This window comes from Spiroplasma endosymbiont of Danaus chrysippus, assembly GCF_902809815.1.
Lineage (GTDB): Bacteria > Bacillota_I > Bacilli_A > Mycoplasmatales > VBWQ01 > Spiroplasma_E.
Window position 1 is genome coordinate 39,854 of the sequence record NZ_CADDIL010000006.1, and the last position, 19,012, is coordinate 58,865.

A 19,012-nucleotide genomic window follows, 5' to 3' on the forward strand; every position below is an offset into this window, starting at 1 on the left:
TAAACAAAATTTGATAACATATAATTGTTATCCAGTATATAAGTTTTAACCCATTACTTTATTTTAAAAGTAAATGGGTTTTAATGTTTAAAAGGAGACATTAAAATGACAGATAAAACAAAATCTCAAACATTTCAACAAATAACAGAACAACAAGATATTAAAAATATTTTTGAACACCCAAATATCACATTAAAAAATAATAAAGGAATTTTTAAAGAAAGACACAACGGATTAACAATAAAATTTTCTACTTATAGTAACGAAGATCCCCCAAAAGTAGTAATAAATAATAAATTAAACCATTCTGATACAAATGAAATTTTTATTGACTCCAAATCAACTACTAAAGAAGTAGCAACACAAACTGATGTGATTGAAGAAAAAACTGTTAATAATTTCACTAAATCATATAATGCTGTAACAATTTTAGAAGATAAAAAAATATTAAACACAAGAAAAGAAATTTTTAAGTTAGAGAAACAATTAAAAATTCAAAAAGAAGAATATGATAATTTAAAGTCAAATTGAATTAAAATCGCTAATAATCTTTTAGAAAATGAATATTATGACCTTAACTTTTTAAATAATAAGTTAAAAATAATGATAAGCAATAAAACAAACAAATGAAAAAGTAATGTCGAATTAAGAGAATTATATTCTCTTAAAGCAGATATTAAAAAAATTAAAATAAGGATAAATCAACAAGAAAAACTAAAAGAAAAAATTGCAAAATCAAAACAAGTTATTAATTTTAATATTAAACAGACAGAAACAAAGATATCTCAACTTAAAGAAAAACAAGATGAATATATTAATAAGTTAAATATACCGTCATTATCTTTAAAAGATAAAATTAATAAAAGATTAGACCTACAACAAAAGTTTGAAGAAAAAAACTTAAATTTAAAAACTAAAGAAAAAATATTAGAAAATATTAATTTTTTAAATAATAAAATTGAAAACCAATGAACAATAGAAAATAAAAAGGTTACAAAGATTTACGAAGAAATTTTATCAGTAGATAATAACTATTGTTATATAATGACTTTTGTACATGCTAATCAATCAATTTCTGAAAAAATAATATATTTTAACAATGATGAAAATAATGAAATTACAATTTGACAACAAATAAAAAAATACGAAAATATTAATAAATATAAAAATGATTTTTCTTTAATTGAGAAAATTTCAAGTAATAAAAAAAATATATGTTTTTCTGAAATATCTACTAAAGACTTTATAAAACAACAAAATGATTTCAAATTAAAACCAAATAAAAAAGAAAAGAGAATATGATGAACTATTACAATAATTTCTTTATCCCTTATTATTTTAACTCCTATCCTTACTTTTGCTATTCCTGCACTTATACCTGCAACAGCAACAGCATTATTACTTGAAACAAAAATTATCATTGCTGTCACTTCCAGTGGACTTGGTACAATATTTAAAGGATTTACATCAATATTTTCACCAGCAACAAAAAAAGTAGAATCTTGATGATATAATAAATTATGCAAAAATAATGAAAAAAAAGATAAAGAAAAAAAAGAACATCAATCAATAATTAAAAATTTAACTAGTGATAAACTAGAAACTAGATTACAAACACAATATGATATTTTAAAACAAGAACTTGACAATAGAAAAAATAAAAATCTCGAAGAACTAATAAATAACAACACAATAAATTATAATTCAAACAGTCTTCTAGAAAATTCAAGTATTCAATCAGAAAATAATCAAGATTTTGATTCATCTATACGAGATACCATAAATCATCAAGAACAACAACCTTCAACAAGTACAATAATATATCATTCAAATTCCATATTATAATTTATTTTATTTCAAATCACTATTTTTAAAAATAGTGATTTTTTATTATTTTTTAAACATTTTTAGTTTTAAAAATATATACTTTTCTTGGATATTTTAAGGGTAGAAAAAAATATTCAAAAGTAATAAAGAGAGGAGATGTAAATTATGCCATGAATACCATCTGAAAAATGAAGTCAAGAAAAAAAAGATGCACATGATAAAAATGCTGATAGAATGAATAAAGCTTGAGGCGAAAAAAACGAACGTGAAAGACGAGAAAGAGTTGCCAATGCTCTGGGATTTGAAAAAGAAAAATCAAAAGTAAATAGCGAAGTTTCAACAAGCAAAGGTCAAAGTTCTAGTAGTAAATCACAAAAAATGTAAATATAATAAATACTTTAAAACTGCACAATTGTGCAGTTTATTTATAGCTAACTAAAGTAATGTTTACTCATATCTTGAAAAACAAAATCAATTTAATTTTTAATAATATTTGATTAATGATTTGTTAATTTTTGGGTAAATCATACTTTAGTTAGCTATAGTAATTTTATTTGTATAATTTTAATGAAAATATTTAACTTAAATAAGTGTTAAAATATAAAATAAAATTGTTATAATTAAATTGTTCTTATTTTTGTATAGAACAAAATAATTATAAAAAAATGAATATAAAATTTAAACATAAACACCAAGTTCAAATAACCTTTTAAAACTTTTAGTTCCTTATTTTATACAGGAGCTTTTTTTGTTTTTTTTTTAAAAAGATTGTTTATTTTATAAAATTTGTTAAAAGATAAGCATAAACTAAATATTTTAAGGTAGGAAAAATCAAATTATGTCACCTAAAAAATCTAAAAAAAAGAAAAACAAGATTTAACTGATGAAATAGAATCTTTAAAAGAAACTGAAACAATTAAAATAATTGAAAAAGAACTTACATTAGATAAAAATTATTTTAAAAATATGAAAAAAATATTAGAAGAATTAAGAGAAAAAAAGTCTATTCATCCATTAAGAACTTTTAATTTTGGCGGACTTATTTCTAAACCATTTAATGAAAAAAAACATTATAAAAGTGAAACTGTCTTTGATAAATTAGATGAATTAAACAAAAAAATTGCTGATTGAATTAAAGAAAAGGAAAAAAATCAAGTATCAATTCTAATTTTAAATTTAAATAATAATCAAAAACAAAATGTAAAATTAATAATTAATTTGGAAAATTTTTATGTTCAAGGCTTTATAAACAATAAAAATTCATATTTTTATTTTGACGATGAACTTATGGAAAAAGTTAAACAAAAAAATAAAGAAGAAATCAAAAAATTAGAAAGTAAAATCAAAAAAAGTACTAATAAAAATGAATTAGGTAAATTAAATAAAAAACTTAAAAATTTACAAGGTGAAAGTTTAAAAAAAGAAGAACAATTACTAAAAACATTGAATAATAAAATAGTGAAAGAATGTAATTGTCAAAAATATAATTTAGATTATACAGGAGCATATTCTGAAAGCGGATTAAATGTTTCAAAAAATGAAAATTTAGATAAAAAAAATTTTTTAGGATTATCAAAAGGATTTTTATTAAGTAATAATAAAAACAAAGAAAAAAATAAATTTATTAAAATTTCAAAAGACACTTTAGAAGAATCAATTAAAAATTTGGCAAATTATAGTCAAAATAGTAAAGAAGACATTAAATATGACTTAACTAGATTAATTTTTATAACCAGTGAATCAATAAGATTTCAATGTGATGAAAAAAGTTTAAAACTTTTTTCAAAAATTAAAAATAAAGAAAATCTAAAAAAAATTATCAATGAAAACAAAAATATTTTAGAAGATGTTCAAAATGTAATTAATCAAAAAAATGAAATAAACTGAAATGATTATCAAAAACAAATAATAGGTGGTTGAAATGAATACTCAAAAGAAATTAATAATTTTAGAATAGAAATTTGAGAACAATTAATAAATATTAAAAAAATACAAAATTTTGTTAATAAAAATAAAGCAAAAATAGATAAAATATTTAATAATGAACAAAAATATGAAAAAAAAATTGAACAATTTGAAGATATTATCTTATCAGAAAGTTCTGAAGAAGATAAAGAATTAAATGAAGCAATATTAACACATTTAAAAAAAGAGTTACTAATTAAAGATGTGTTATTTTATTTTCAAAATAAAGTATACGTAAAAAAAATAAATTGAAATGATTTTCAAGAAAAATACATTTTTCATATTGAAAATAAAGATAATTTACTTTTAAATGCAAGTATTTATCAAAATAATTTAGATGTTATAAAATTATTAATTAATTTAAATCCAGAATCAATAGTAGTAAATGATGAAGAAAATTGTTTTTTTAATCCTTTATTTATAACAATTAATAATCAAAATATAGATATTATGCAAGAACTATTAAAACATCCTAAAATTGAAGTTAATAAATTATTACCTAATCTAAATATAAGTTGCTTAGTTTATGCAGTAGTTAAAAATAATTTAGAAATTGTTAAAGAATTATTAAAACATCCTGAACTTAATGTAAATATTAAATCTATATGTGATGTAACCGCTTTACATATTGCAGTAGTTAAAAATAATTTAGAAATTGTTAAAGAATTATTAAAACATCCTGAACTTAACCTTAATTGTGTAGCTAAAAAAGATGAAGGAATAGAAGATTTTTCATTAATAATAACTAAATTAAATGAACAATTAAAAAAATATCATCATAGTAACAATGAGGCCGATGTTCAAAATATTGAGTTTACTCCTTTGTTTTTAGCTGAATTGTTTGGTAGAAAAACAATTATTGAAGAACTAAAAAATGATGTTAGAACTGACACTAAAAAAAGTTTGGAAAGTTTTATTGAAATAGAATTAGAAAAAACATTGAATTCAAAAGAATTTGAGGATGAATTAAATCAAAATTTAAATATAGAAATAATAAAAATTTTAAAAGAAAAAATTAAAAAAAGTGACCAATTATTAACAATAGAAACTTTAGATTTACAACAAAAAGAGAAAATAGAAAAAAATAAGAAAGAAGCAATAGAGTCATTAGAAGAAATTTTTAAAAAATATCCCAATATTGAAAAATCAAATTATAAACAAAAACCTAAATCGAAATTTGAAGAAGAAATCGAAAAAATTATTTTACAAAAAATTAATGAATATGTTAATTGAAAAGAATATCAAAAATTATTAGAAGATGAACTTGTTGAAGCTTTTAAAAAAGAAGCTAAAGAAAAAAAGAACAAACAAGATGAATCTCAATCTTCAACAAGCGGATGTAAACCTTATCAAGAAAATAAAAAGAAAAAAGATGATGAATCAGATCAAGATGGTGCAAGTAGTTTTCAAGAATCATTAATAAATGATTATACACAAATTACAACATCTACTGTTTCTACTTCAAAATCAAATAAAGGTGGAGCAAAAGGTTCTAGTGGAAAATATCATCCTAAAAAACAAAGTGACAAAGTTGTAAGTGAAAAAGATTTACTTGAACAAAAATATCAAGAAACTTTAAAAAAATTAGAAGAATTAGAAATTGATAAACAAAACCAATGACAAAAATTACAAGTAATTAAATCACGAAGTTGAATAGATGTAAAGAAAAAAGTTACTGAAAAAGAAGAAAAATGAAATGATGATTTTCTTTTTTCTTTACCTGAAACACCAACTCATGAACCTGAAAAAACAGCTTCAAAACAAAAATATTTAATAATATCTAAATCTAAATAATTCATATAAAATTATTTTATTAATAAAAAAATGGGAATGTTTAGTAATCTGTGTGACTTACAAAAATAACTATGTTTAATTAATTCTAGTAAATATAATTTATATATCTAGAAAGAGTGAGTTACAGATGGCTAAAAAAGATAATCTTAATAACAATGATCCAATATCAAAAGCAGTAGATTTATTATTAGAAAATACTGAGGATTTAACAACAGTTTTTAAAGAGGGAGGCTTATATAAAGAATTAACTAAACGATTGGTAGAAAAAATGTTGAATTCTGAGATGCAAAATTATTTAGGACACGAAAGAAATCAACGCAGTAATAATGACAATGTTCGTAATGGTACAACATCAAAAAAATTAATAACTCAACAAGGTAAAATTGAAATTGATGTACCAAGAGATCGTAATAGTAATTTTGAACCAGTAATAATCACAAAAAGACAGAGAAGATTTGATGGTTTTGATCAACAAGTTCTTTCACTATATGCAAAAGGTATGACTTTATCAGATATTAGAATGCAGTTGCAAGAGTTATATGATGGCGCAGATATTAGCGAAAGCGTAATTAGTCAAATTACTGATGATGTCATTGATGATGTCAAAGCATGGCAAAATCGTCCATTAGATAGTGTTTATCCAATCATTTATTTTGATTGTATCGTAGTTAAAGTACGTCAGGATAAACGTATTATTAACAAATCAGTTTATATAGCTTTAGGAGTTGATTTAGAAGGTAAAAAAGATGTTTTAGGTTTATGAATTAGTGAAAATGAAGGTGCTAAATTCTGATTAAATAATTTTACAGAAATGAAAAATCGAGGCTTAAATGATATTCTTATTGCTTGTAGTGATAATTTAACAGGCATGTCAGAGGCAATACAATCAGTTTATCCTAAAACTGAACATCAATTATGCATAGTTCATCAAATTAGAAATAGCTTAAAATATGTTTCATACAAACATCGAAAGTCTCTAGTTATCGATTTAAAGCCAATTTATACAGCATGTAGTGAAGAACAAGCAATGCAAGCTTTAGAATCATTTGAAAGTAAATGAAATAAACAATATCCACAAATTGCTAAATCTTGATATAAAAATTGAGAAAATTTAATGGTTTTTATTAGTTATCCAGCAGAAATTAAAAGGGTAATTTATACTACAAATGCTATTGAATCTGTTAATAGCCAATTACGAAAAGTTATTAGAAATAAAAAAGTTTTTCCTAATGATATGGCAGTTTTTAAAATTTTTTACTTAGCAATTGAAAATATCACAAAAAAATGAACATTGCCTATTCAAAATTGAAATACAGCAATTGCTCATTTTATGATAAAATTTGAAGACAGAATTAATCTGAACTAGTACTTTGTAAAACAAAGAAACACAGATTACTAAAAAGCCTCAAAAAAATGATAATTAAGGTAATTGATATGCTTTTAAATTTTGTAAAAAAAATAATACATTGAATTAAAAATAATTTCTTTCTCATTTTTTCATTCTCTATATTAATTATCACTTTTGTTTTAATAACTTTACTTTCTTATTTTTTAAAAAATATTTTTTGAAATTTTGTTAAAGATTAACAATCAATATTTTTACCATTTTTATCTTTTTTGATTTATATTTTATTTTATTGTATCTTAATTTTTTTACAAAAATTAAAAGTAAAAATCAAATGGCAAAAACAAAATAACAATAAAATTAATGAATTAATCAAAAAACATGAATTTGATGGTTTCATTAAAAATGAATATAAAAAAATAATTAATCAAATTTGTAATGAAATAAAAATATTTTTTGAAAACCAAACAAACAAAAAGCAAACATATTCGACAAATATATTACTTTTTAGTGGAAATTATGGCAGTGGTAAAACTTTTGTTATTTCAAATGTTTTTAAACAATTAATTGAAATAGAAAAATTACATAATATAATTAATAGTTATTATATTGATATATCTATAATTGAAAATGAGTCTAAAAATGATTTTACAAAATATTTATTTAATGAAATTATTAAATGTATAGACTATCAATATTTTTTAAAAAATTTTCAATATTTAAAATTTTTTAAAATTTTTACTAAAAAGATTCCTTTTAATTTTGTTAAAGATAATATTAATGTTAAAAACATTAATAACAAAAAAATTTTAATAGTGCTGATGAATTGGATAGATGTAATCCTAACAATATCATTAATACTTTATCAGTTTTAAAAAGCTATTTTTCTAATGTTGATAATGTTATAATTATTATTATTGCTAGTGAAAATATAATTAAACCAATTTTATTAGATTATTTAAAATTAAAAAATGATGATAAAAATAAAATTCAAATTTGCTATGAGAATTACCTAAAAAAAATAATTAATCAATCAATCTCAATTAAAGATAAAAATTATTTTAATTTTTCAAAAATTATAAATAATAATCTAATAAAAAATGTTGATTTAGAATTTGATATATTTTTAAATGAAAATATAATAGATGAAAAATCATTAAATCCAAGAAATATTTTAAAGAAAATAGATAATAAAAATCTTTTTAGTAAATTTTTAATATTACAGTTTTTAAGTAAATTGAAAAATACTGATGTTTTTTTTGAAGAACTATATTATTTAATTAATTTATTTTCTATAATTAAAATTTTTTGCAACATTATTCCTAATATTATTGATAGTAAGCTAATAAACAAAATAATTGATCAAAATAATAATTTAAAAATTAATTTTTTTAAATATTGAAATTTTTTAAAAATTATAAATATTAAAAATCAAGATTTAATTAAAATAACCGATGATGAAACTTATGAAATAAAAAACATAAATTATGAATTTATATTTACATGTTTAACTTGTGATAATCAAGGAAATCTATATGGTTGTACCATAAATAATCAAATATTAAAATTAAATAGTTTTAATGATTATGAAATTTTGATAAGTTTTAAAAATAATGAGATTTTAAAAAATGATATTATTACGTCTTTAACTTGTGATAATCAAGGAAATCTATATGGTTGTACCATAAATAATCAAATATTAAAATTAAAAAATAATGAAAATTCAAGTTTAGAAACAATTTATAGCCATGAATTAGAATTAGAAAAATACATTTTTAAAATCGGACAAGATGTTTATTTTTGGAACTCTTTTGTAGGAAGTAACAGGGCAAATGAGTATTAATTATATAATTAATACACCAAAAAATAAATGAAATTCGCAAATAGACAGGGGCTATATAAAAATAGATTTTTCAGAGGCTTTTTAGTAATCTGTGTTTCTTTGTTTTACAAAGTACTAGTTCAGATTAATTCTGTCTTCAAATTTTATCATAAAATGAGCAATTGCTGTATTTCAATTTTGAATAGGCAATGTTCATTTTTTTGTGATATTTTCAATTGCTAAGTAAAAAATTTTAAAAACTGCCATATCATTAGGAAAAACTTTTTTATTTCTAATAACTTTTCGTAATTGGCTATTAACAGATTCAATAGCATTTGTAGTATAAATTACCCTTTTAATTTCTGCTGGATAACTAATAAAAACCATTAAATTTTCTCAATTTTTATATCAAGATTTAGCAATTTGTGGATATTGTTTATTTCATTTACTTTCAAATGATTCTAAAGCTTGCATTGCTTGTTCTTCACTACATGCTGTATAAATTGGCTTTAAATCGATAACTAGAGACTTTCGATGTTTGTATGAAACATATTTTAAGCTATTTCTAATTTGATGAACTATGCATAATTGATGTTCAGTTTTAGGATAAACTGATTGTATTGCCTCTGACATGCCTGTTAAATTATCACTACAAGCAATAAGAATATCATTTAAGCCTCGATTTTTCATTTCTGTAAAATTATTTAATCAGAATTTAGCACCTTCATTTTCACTAATTCATAAACCTAAAACATCTTTTTTACCTTCTAAATCAACTCCTAAAGCTATATAAACTGATTTGTTAATAATACGTTTATCCTGACGTACTTTAACTACGATACAATCAAAATAAATGATTGGATAAACACTATCTAATGGACGATTTTGCCATGCTTTGACATCATCAATGACATCATCAGTAATTTGACTAATTACGCTTTCGCTAATATCTGCGCCATCATATAACTCTTGCAACTGCATTCTAATATCTGATAAAGTCATACCTTTTGCATATAGTGAAAGAACTTGTTGATCAAAACCATCAAATCTTCTCTGTCTTTTTGTGATTATTACTGGTTCAAAATTACTATTACGATCTCTTGGTACATCAATTTCAATTTTACCTTGTTGAGTTATTAATTTTTTTGATGTTGTACCATTACGAACATTGTCATTATTACTGCGTTGATTTCTTTCGTGTCCTAAATAATTTTGCATCTCAGAATTCAACATTTTTTCTACCAATCGTTTAGTTAATTCTTTATATAAGCCTCCCTCTTTAAAAACTGTTGTTAAATCCTCAGTATTTTCTAATAATAAATCTACTGCTTTTGATATTGGATCATTGTTATTAAGATTATCTTTTTTAGCCATCTGTAACTCACTCTTTCTAGATATATAAATTATATTTACTAGAATTAATTAAACATAGTTATTTTTGTAAGTCACACAGATTACTAAACATTCCCATTTTTCAAAATCTAATAGTAAATTTAACTATCTTTTATCTTTATTATTTTATTTTACTATAAAAAATCAATTAATATTATCACAATATCCACCTGTATCGGTGGAAAATGAATTAATCGAATTATCAAAGAGAAAATTATTTGCATTTTTACCATATTATAATTATAAAACTTTTGATATTCCTTTTAAAAATGATGAAATAATTAAATTATATTGTTTATCATTAATTAATAATGGAAAATATATCATTAATAATGAAATGAAAGATTTTTATAATTTTTCATTAGAAAAAAATGTATTTGAAAAAATTGTGAATAAAGATTATTCAAAATGTTGAGTTTTTGAAAATAAAATAATAAGAAAAATGAATTTTTTTGATTATTATTATGTTTTAGAATCAAAAATTATTTTTAAAATCATTCATATTGGTTATCTTAAAAATAATTCAATAAATTCAGTTAATCATATTTTTCTCAAATTAAATGAACTTTTTGAAGAAAAGGAAATAAATTTAGCAATTTGTTTAGAAGAAAATAGTCAAAAAAATAAAATAATTTTTGATTTTTCAAAAATTAAAGATTGAATTTTTCAAAACAATAAATTTCAAAACTTCTTTTGAAAACTTGGAAATGTAAAAGAAAATATGATATTAGAAAAATATAATAATGTTATTCATGAACAAATAATAAATTTACTTAATTCAGAAAATAATGATGAAATTGAAAAAAATATAACAAAATTAAAAAAGTATATTAAAGACAATAAAAAAAATAAATAATTTTTTATTTTTAAATTACGTTCAATAATAAATTTGAAAAAAATTTAAGTTCTAGATGAAGTTATTATTTGTTGGTTTGGAATGAGTTAATCGATATTCGATTGGACTCATTCCTTTTAATTTTATTTGAGGTCGATGGTTATTATAAAAGTAAATATATTTAGGTAAATTTTCTTTTTTAGTCCTATTTTTTAATTTATTATACTCTATTTTAGAGTACTTAATATTTGAATTAAATTATTTTTTTACTATTAAAATTGCTAGCAATTTTAATATTTTTAATAATAATTATATTATTAGTAAAATATAATTAAAAATGTTATTATATTAATAATAAATATATTATTAAATTTACTAATAATTATACTAATATGATAAGGAGTTGTTATATGAAAATTATTACTGTTGGTGCATTAAAAGGTGGAGTTGGCAAAACTAACTTTACATTTAATTTAGCAGGCATACTAGCATTCAATAATAAAAAAGTGTTGCTGATTGATTTAGATCCACAAGCTAACCTTTCAAATAATTTTAAAATAACTAATTCAAGTAGTTCATCAAAAAAACTATTTGAACAAAATGTAGATATAATTAAATCTAATTTAATTATTAAAAATATCAATTTACATGAAAACATTCATATAATTCCCACTAATATTGCTATGACAACTCTAGAAACAGAACTCATCAATCGCACAGCAAGAGAGGGAACATTACAAAGAACATTTATTAAAAATTATGAACTTTTAAAATCATACGACTACGTTATTATTGATACTAACCCAAGCATTAATATTATAAACAAAAATGCTTTTGTTATTGCTGATGAAATAATAATAGTTAGTGATAATTCTATTAATTCTTTATCAGCTGTAAACCTTTTAACTAATACATGACAAGAAATGTGTAAAGAATTAACAATAAATAACAATATTAACACAATAGTATTAAATAATTTTGATCATTATAAAATTTCAAAAGATTTTACTGAATTTATTTGTAACAGTCAATTCAAAGAAAAAATATTAAAAACTCAGATTCGAAGTAAACAAGCTTTAAAAAAATCTGAAATTGTTGGTATTCCACTAGCTCTGTCAAAATCAGTGAAATTGGAAACAAATCCTTATCATCATGTTTATAACGAATTAATTGAAAGAGGTGTATTATAATGGCAAGTGAAAATTCAAATTTATTTGGTTTAAATTTTCAACCACAATCTAATATTAAAAATATTAAAAAAGTAGCTAAAAAAAGTGAAAATCCTATAGTAAAAAAGTATCCAAAAAAAGAAGACAACTCACTTGCATTTTTAAAAAGTAAAAATAAAAGTAAAGTTTTTAAAGGAATATATTTTGAAGAAGATGTCTGAAATTATATTCAAACTAAAACAAAAGAAACTGGAATGAGTAACTCAGAAATTATAAATAAGATGATATTATTTATTAAAACTAAAGATAAATAAAAATAATATTTATTAATAAATTAATAGCAATTTACTAGCATTTTTATTATTAATTTTATTATTATTTATAATAATAAAATATTAACAATTTTAATTTTTCATGATATTAAGCACAATCAATATTATCTAAAATATTTTGTACTTGCTCATCATTTAAAATGATTTTTTCAAAATTATTTGCCATTAGCTTTGATTTATTTGAATACTTTTTATATTCTTTTTTAGTTGGCATTTTTTCCAGTTCAGGATTTTGAGCATTAAATTTTTCTAAATCCAAATGCGTATTTAAAATTATTTTTCCATATTTTCTACCTACCTTAATTAATTCATAAGTAAAAATAATATCTGTTTTTATTAAATCTTTTTTCACCGGTTCCAAAATCCTAGTTTTTAACATATTAATTTGTTTAAAATAACTACTATTTAAACTTAAATTTAAAATTTTTACTAATTTTTCAAAGTTTCATTCATGTATATAATTTGGTATTCCTTTGGTTTTGGTATTCATATATAAATAACTACGTAAATATTCATATAAACGCATTGAATATTTACTAATTATTTCTTTGGTATAAGGTAAATAAATATTTGTATAATCTTTTTTTAAATCAACAAAATACTTTGTGACTAAATCTTTGTTAATTTTAAGTTTAATATAACCATCAATATTAAAACCTGACAAAAAAGCATTTACAAAACCATATTTATTTTCTTTTTCTATAAATACAAAAAATTTTAAACTAGTTAAATTTTCTAATTCTTTCATAATTATAGTCATGTCCTGTTTTTTATGAATAACCTTATCATAAAGCTGCTTTTCAGCAATATTATAATATTTACAAAAATCTTTTAATCAAAAACCAATATGATCAATATTTTGAATATTATTTTTACTACTTAAAATAGCAAAATTAAACAGCCTTTGTGTCATAATTCCAGCACACTCATTTGTCACTGCACGAACAATCACATTTGACTTTTTAATAAATTTATTATTTTGTTTAATTAATAAATCTTTTGCCATAATTTAACCCCTTATAAACTAATTTATAAATTTTAACTTATTATAACATATTCATACCGGTAAATGTTGTAATTCACAATAAATTTTATATATTGTGTATAGATATTTTGATATACAATAATATATAATAAGTATTAATAAATATAATAAAATATTGCAATAAGATATAAATTATGACTAAATTATTCATTATTAACACTAAAAGTGTTATTAAAATAATATATTTTTAATTTTTAATTACAACATTTACCGGTATGAATATTTAACTATTAATCACTATCTTTTTTATTAAATATTTTTTTTAAAAAATATCATTTATAATTAACTAATTGGAATATTTATTGTATAATTATCCAGTTACTAGTGTGGCTTTGAACTGTGGCACTGGTAACGATTTTTTTATTTTTATTTGCAATTTAAAATAAATATGATAAATTTAGATTATAAAAATTCAATATTTAAGTATTAGGTACACAGTTCACAAAAAAGCCTATCTAGTTTTTTTTTATATCTTTCTTTTACATTTTTGTATTAAGGAAATTTAAAAATATAAGTGTGTTACAACCTATTACTTTGGTTGTAATTTTTATTTTTAAATCACTTTTTGAAAGGAAAATTTTTATGAATAAAGAATATTTAAAACTTATTAAAGTTGATTTTATGAATGGTATTGAAGAACCTTGATGTAATAACCAAGGAGTTGCTATTTTACCCTATGTTTTAAAAAATAACGAATATCATTATTTATTAACTAAAGAATACAACCCACTATTTAAAAACAAGACAATAAGTCAGTATAGTACTATCACTGGTGGATTAGAAAATAATAACCATTATCAAACAGTAATTAATGAAATGTTTGAAGAAACTGGCATTGATATTAAAAATAAAAAAATCAAAATTCATTATTTAGGTAAGCATTATGCTAATAAATCAAGTACAAAATTATGATATTTTTATGGAATTGATTTATCTAAATTAGGTTTAGATTTAACTGTAACCTATAAAGGCAAAAGTGATAATAGCGTTGGTGAAAAAGAAATTAGTGCAAGATTTGTTAATGAAAAACAATTAAACAAATCAAATGATGCTTTAAGTTTAGCAACTTATGGCAAATTAAATTTGAAAAATCTTATTAGATTTGATAACAACATAAATCAAAAATTAGACATGATTTTACAAATTTTAAATGACCAAAAAAACAATAGTAATAAATCTGATGAAAATAATTGAAAAGATTAGGAGGGTAAAATTATGCAATTAACAAGTAAAGAACAAGAGCTTCTATCAACTTATCAAAACTGATTAAAGAAAAATAATTTAAACGGTAATTGTAATGCTTATTTTATTTTTAAAACTTCGATGTTGGTGTTTCAAGTGTGAGAATTCGAAAGATTGATAAGTGAAACTATTTGACTAAAAACTGACAAGCAAGATTGAAAATTTTATATTAAAAATTTGGGTGATAAGTTTAATAAAACTTTTTTATTAGAAGATATTTTGAAAATTGAAAAGGATTTTGTTTTAGAAACTTTTAAAGAAAAAGCAAATTTGTAAACAACCTGTAACAATGTATAATAATATAGTGTTTAAACGAATATAAAGCAGTGGATTTAATAATATGAATGGTTTTGTATTGATATTATTAAACATCGCTAAAAACAACAAATATAAGCCAAATAAAGGCATATTAATTTAGGTGGTGGGTTTATGCAAAAAGTTGATGGAAAAGATATAGCGTGATTATTACGTTGTAAAGAGTGTTCTAAAACTTTGAAAATTAAAGATGTTAAAGAAACCATTACTGGTGATTTTAAAATGTGTGATAAGCATTTAGAAATGATAGAAAAAAAGTATAATAAATCATGAAATGTCAATTAAAAATAATAGTCAAAAAACACTTAATATATAGGTTTTTTCTATATTTAATATAGAAAATATGATATAATTAATATATAAATATTTAGATAATTTTATAAATAAAAGGAGAATAAATTAATGGAACAAAAAGAATTTAAAGTTGGAGATATTATTGAAGTAACTGTTGTTGATTTTGCAAGTTTTGGTGTATTTTGTAAATGTCCAAATAATTACAAGGGGTTAATACATGTTTCTAATGTAAGTAACAGTTTTGTAAATAATGTAGAAGATTATTTTACAATTGGTCAAGTCATCAAAGTTGAAATTATTAGCATTGATAATGATAATAAAAAACTTTCATTAAGTACTAAAAATTTAAATATAATAACAAAAAATAATAAAGGAGAATAAGTAATATGAACAAAGTTATATTAATAGGCAGACTTGCTCGTGATTTAAAATTATATAAAACTCAAAGTGAAAAACCTTTTACTTTTTTTACTATTGCAGTTAATAATATTTCAAATCAAGCTGATTTTATTTCATGTGTTGCTTGAAATAAAGTTGCTGAAAAAATGTGTGAATATTTAGGTAAAGGTTCTTTAATTTCTTTATCAGGAAGACTATCAGTAAGAAAAATAATAAATCAAGAAAAAAAAGAACAATATATTACTGAAGTTGTTGCTGAAAATGTTACTTTTTTAGATTATCGCAAACAAGAAAAGAATTTAAATAATGCTAATATTGAAAATTCAGCATTAGCAACTGATAAGAAAATTGATTTAGATAGTGCTTTTAAAAATTTTAATTACAATTTAAATAATTCAGGAATTGAAAATCTATATGAAAATAACGATTTGGATTTTAATGAAGAAGTTATTGTTTGAGATAATTAATTGTGTTAAATAATTATAAATTAAAGGAGAACCAATAATATGAAAAACTTATTAAGTATGCTTGCAGTTTCTACTTTGGTAGGTACAAGTGCAAGCAATTTAAAGCCAATGTTTACAAACACTATTGTAAGTCATGGTCTTAAATCAATTTTAACAAATAATATTAATATGTCTAATAATCCTTTTATTAGCGAATTTAAAGATTTACAAAACAAAAAAATTGCAAAAATAAAAATTGCGCCAAATGGGACAATATATGCAGGAAGTAGTGCTACTGGTTTATGAAAATCAATAGATGGAATTAACTTTAATCAAGTTAGTACTATTTCTAATAGGTGTGTTATTAAAAGCATAGATATTTCTTCAAATGGAGAAATATGAGTTGGAACAGATGAATATTTATATTTTTCAAATGATAATGGAATTAGTTTTAATTCTATTGCAAATGATAAAATAAAAAATGTAACTACTATTGCAATTGCTCCAAATGGGAATATTTTTGTTGGTGCTTATGGAACTGGTTTATGGCAATTAGTTAAAGGAGACACTGATTTTAAAAAAATACCAAGTGTACTTTCTTCAATGATTGACTCTATTGCAATTGCTCCAAATGGGAATATTTTTGTTGGTGCTGCTTTATCATATAAAGGTATTGGCTTATATAAATCCACTGACGGAACAAATTATACAAATATATATCCAAATAAAAATATAAACTCTATTGCAATTGCTCCAAATGGAACAATTTATGCTGTAATAAATACTAAATTAAATAAGTCAATAGATGGGGGAAATACTTTTAAACAAGTAAATGGTATATCTGATGGATATTATATAGATTCTATTGCAATTGCTCCTAACGGAACAATTTATGTTGGAACTGAAAAAGAAGGACAACGTGATTCTGGATTATTATATAAATCCACTGACGGAACAAATTTCAAATCATTTTCTGGTATTGTTGAAGCAATTAAGTGTGTGTATTTATTAAATGGTAGTATTTATTACACTACAGGAAACTATGATTCTAATGGTGATTTATTTAAAGCTAATTTAATTGATAATTTGTTGAAAGTTAATAAGCCTGATTATTTTGATAATTTATATGATGGCTTAGTTTATAAAAATGAACAAAAAATTGACATTAAAGACAAATTTATTGCAAATGCAACATTAGATGGAAAATCAATTACAGTTCCTACCACCAATTTAGATATATCAACTGGTGAACATACGTTATTTTTAACTTTGAAAGATGAATATAAACAATATCTTGATTTATTTGATGGAGATTTTACAACAGGAACAGCGACATACAAATTATGAGTTAAAACAGGAATAAATAAAAATGATATTAAATATTCAACAAATAAAGATGATACTGAATTATATAGTGGTTTAGTTTCAAATGCTGGTAATACCAATGGTGTAGACATTATTCAAACAAAAAATAAAAACATTAGTGTTCATCAAGCAACTTTAAATTCAAAATTTGATGATATTTTGATTGACTATCCAAATAGTTATTATGTACAAGGAACAGTTGATGATGCTACTAATGATTTTACAGTAACTGGTTCTAAACAAGTTGTTTCTAAAAATTTATCAATAAAAACTGATGGTATATATCATTTACATTTAGAAGATACAGTAGGAAATATATACGATAGTTATTTAGAACTTGGTGAAAGTAATTGAAAATTAAAAGGTACTTTTAATGATAGTGAATTAGATAAACTTAAGGCAAAACTTAATGTTACTGTCAATTTAACTGACCCTAGTCAAAAATCAAAAGCATTGGGTTGATTACATCAATATGAAAATTTTGTAGAAAATAAATTTAATGAAACTATAAAAACTAATGGTAAGGGTTTTGATAGTGAAATTAAAAATCAAATTTCTTCTTATACATCATTTTTAAAATCTTTGACATATGATATTGCTAATGAACCAAAATTTGATGATGGTCTTGATAAAGATTTATTAGTAAAAACAATAACTGATAAAGCTAAGGAAATTTTAAATAAAGGTTTAGATGTATTACCTAAAAATTTAAATGTAAATACTTCAAACGTAGTAAATAAATCAACTTTGGAACACTATACAAATTGAATTAATAACTATCAATATTTTATTAACAAAAACAAAGATAAATGAATAAATGAAATTGAAAAAATAGCTTCTCGTGGTTTTGCAACTGATGAGCAAGAAAATAAAATCAAAGCACAAATTAGTCAATTTTTAAATAATGATAATATTAAAAATTACTTAAAAAATATTGTTTGAGAAGACAATAAATTATTAAAAGCTACAAGTAATGATTATAAACAATATATTGAAATAGAAAAATTGCAAAGTGATACTATCAATTGAGTAAATACCAATATGAAAGCCATAAACATAGCATATCAACAAGCTATTAAAAATGCTGAAAGTGGATTGAATTTACATGGATATAGTATTGATGAAATTTTAAATGGTAAGCAAAAACCTCAAACAAAAAATGAAATTGATAATTTTGCAGCTGGTCAAAGTTATCATGACTGATTACAAAGTCAAGCAAACATTAAATTTCATGGTTGACAATTAACTATTGGTCTTAGTATTGGTATATCATTAGCAGTAATTTTTGGTTTTGTTGGTCTTATTTGATATTGAAAAAGTGATAAAAAAAGAAAACCATATGAAGTAAAAGGTAAAAAATCAGATAAACAAGAAACTATGAAAAAAATAAAATCAGACAAAAAATCAAATTAAATAAAGGTTTTT

The 19,012-nt window shown here is 21.3% G+C and carries 18 protein-coding genes; 15 read left to right on the plus strand and 3 right to left on the minus strand.

Features of this window, described 5'->3' with window-relative positions:
* The first annotated feature begins 105 nt into the window (after positions 1-105).
* From SPIRDC1_RS07930 to SPIRDC1_RS07955, 6 genes are all read left to right on the plus strand, one after another.
* A complete protein-coding gene (locus SPIRDC1_RS07930) occupies positions 106-1,845 on the plus strand; it encodes a hypothetical protein (protein WP_174481317.1) in 1,740 nt (579 codons plus the stop codon).
* Between the two features lie 147 nt (positions 1,846-1,992).
* Positions 1,993-2,211 carry a hypothetical protein gene (locus SPIRDC1_RS07935; RefSeq protein WP_174481318.1) on the plus strand — a complete coding sequence of 73 codons (219 nt, stop codon included), beginning with the start codon at positions 1,993-1,995 and terminating at the stop codon, positions 2,209-2,211.
* Between the two features lie 582 nt (positions 2,212-2,793).
* A complete protein-coding gene (locus SPIRDC1_RS07940) occupies positions 2,794-5,586 on the plus strand; it encodes an ankyrin repeat domain-containing protein (protein WP_174481319.1) in 2,793 nt (930 codons plus the stop codon).
* A gap of 127 nt (positions 5,587-5,713) precedes the next feature.
* Positions 5,714-6,952 carry an IS256 family transposase gene (locus SPIRDC1_RS07945; RefSeq protein ID WP_174479940.1) on the plus strand — a complete coding sequence of 413 codons (1,239 nt, stop codon included), beginning with the start codon at positions 5,714-5,716 and terminating at the stop codon, positions 6,950-6,952.
* A gap of 251 nt (positions 6,953-7,203) precedes the next feature.
* A complete protein-coding gene (locus SPIRDC1_RS07950) occupies positions 7,204-7,806 on the plus strand; it encodes a hypothetical protein (RefSeq protein ID WP_174481320.1) in 603 nt (200 codons plus the stop codon).
* Positions 7,758-8,774 (plus strand): P-loop NTPase fold protein, encoded by a 1,017-nt coding sequence (locus tag SPIRDC1_RS07955; RefSeq protein WP_174481321.1) that lies wholly within the window; start codon positions 7,758-7,760, stop codon positions 8,772-8,774. The genes SPIRDC1_RS07950 and SPIRDC1_RS07955 overlap by 49 nt, the downstream gene beginning before the upstream one ends.
* Before the next feature lie 114 nt (positions 8,775-8,888).
* Here SPIRDC1_RS07955 and SPIRDC1_RS07960 read toward each other — a convergent pair whose 3' ends face one another.
* Positions 8,889-10,127 carry an IS256 family transposase gene (locus tag SPIRDC1_RS07960; RefSeq protein WP_174479940.1) on the minus strand — a complete coding sequence of 413 codons (1,239 nt, stop codon included), beginning with the start codon at positions 10,125-10,127 and terminating at the stop codon, positions 8,889-8,891.
* A 196-nt stretch (positions 10,128-10,323) separates the two neighbouring features.
* On the opposite strand from SPIRDC1_RS07960, the gene SPIRDC1_RS07965 reads away from it, so the two are divergent.
* Positions 10,324-11,001 (plus strand): hypothetical protein, encoded by a 678-nt coding sequence (locus tag SPIRDC1_RS07965; RefSeq protein WP_174481322.1) that lies wholly within the window; start codon positions 10,324-10,326, stop codon positions 10,999-11,001.
* Between the two features lie 51 nt (positions 11,002-11,052).
* Here SPIRDC1_RS07965 and SPIRDC1_RS07970 read toward each other — a convergent pair whose 3' ends face one another.
* The gene (locus SPIRDC1_RS07970) at positions 11,053-11,226 is read right to left on the minus strand and encodes an IS3 family transposase (RefSeq protein WP_368668567.1); all 174 of its coding nucleotides are present in this window, start codon (positions 11,224-11,226) and stop codon (positions 11,053-11,055) included.
* 164 nt (positions 11,227-11,390) lie between these two features.
* On the opposite strand from SPIRDC1_RS07970, the gene SPIRDC1_RS07975 reads away from it, so the two are divergent.
* Together SPIRDC1_RS07975 and SPIRDC1_RS07980 are read left to right on the plus strand one after the other, a co-directional pair.
* Positions 11,391-12,170, plus strand: a complete 780-nt coding sequence (locus SPIRDC1_RS07975) for a ParA family protein (protein WP_174481323.1) — start codon at positions 11,391-11,393, stop codon at positions 12,168-12,170.
* Complete coding sequence (locus tag SPIRDC1_RS07980) at positions 12,170-12,463, plus strand: hypothetical protein (RefSeq protein WP_174481324.1); 294 nt, start codon at positions 12,170-12,172, stop codon at positions 12,461-12,463. The genes SPIRDC1_RS07975 and SPIRDC1_RS07980 overlap by 1 nt, the downstream gene beginning before the upstream one ends.
* Before the next feature lie 106 nt (positions 12,464-12,569).
* Here SPIRDC1_RS07980 and SPIRDC1_RS07985 read toward each other — a convergent pair whose 3' ends face one another.
* The gene (locus SPIRDC1_RS07985) at positions 12,570-13,487 is read right to left on the minus strand and encodes a replication initiation protein (protein ID WP_174481325.1); all 918 of its coding nucleotides are present in this window, start codon (positions 13,485-13,487) and stop codon (positions 12,570-12,572) included.
* Between the two features lie 621 nt (positions 13,488-14,108).
* On the opposite strand from SPIRDC1_RS07985, the gene SPIRDC1_RS07990 reads away from it, so the two are divergent.
* The 6 genes from SPIRDC1_RS07990 (at position 14,109) to SPIRDC1_RS08015 (ending at position 19,000) form a co-directional block, all read left to right on the plus strand.
* Entirely contained in the window at positions 14,109-14,729 is a 621-nt protein-coding gene (locus SPIRDC1_RS07990; protein ID WP_174481326.1) for an NUDIX domain-containing protein, read from the plus strand.
* Between the two features lie 12 nt (positions 14,730-14,741).
* Positions 14,742-15,044, plus strand: coding sequence for a hypothetical protein (locus tag SPIRDC1_RS07995; protein ID WP_174481327.1), 303 nt, complete (start codon positions 14,742-14,744; stop codon positions 15,042-15,044).
* A 153-nt stretch (positions 15,045-15,197) separates the two neighbouring features.
* Complete coding sequence (locus SPIRDC1_RS08000; RefSeq protein ID WP_174481328.1) at positions 15,198-15,368, plus strand: hypothetical protein; 171 nt, start codon at positions 15,198-15,200, stop codon at positions 15,366-15,368.
* Positions 15,369-15,485: 117 nt separating this feature from the next.
* Positions 15,486-15,758, plus strand: a complete 273-nt coding sequence (locus tag SPIRDC1_RS08005) for a S1 RNA-binding domain-containing protein (protein WP_174481329.1) — start codon at positions 15,486-15,488, stop codon at positions 15,756-15,758.
* Positions 15,759-15,763: 5 nt separating this feature from the next.
* A complete protein-coding gene (locus SPIRDC1_RS08010; protein ID WP_174481330.1) occupies positions 15,764-16,243 on the plus strand; it encodes a single-stranded DNA-binding protein in 480 nt (159 codons plus the stop codon).
* Positions 16,244-16,282: 39 nt separating this feature from the next.
* Positions 16,283-19,000, plus strand: coding sequence for an NHL repeat-containing protein (locus SPIRDC1_RS08015; RefSeq protein WP_174481331.1), 2,718 nt, complete (start codon positions 16,283-16,285; stop codon positions 18,998-19,000).
* The last annotated feature ends 12 nt before the right edge of the window (positions 19,001-19,012 follow it).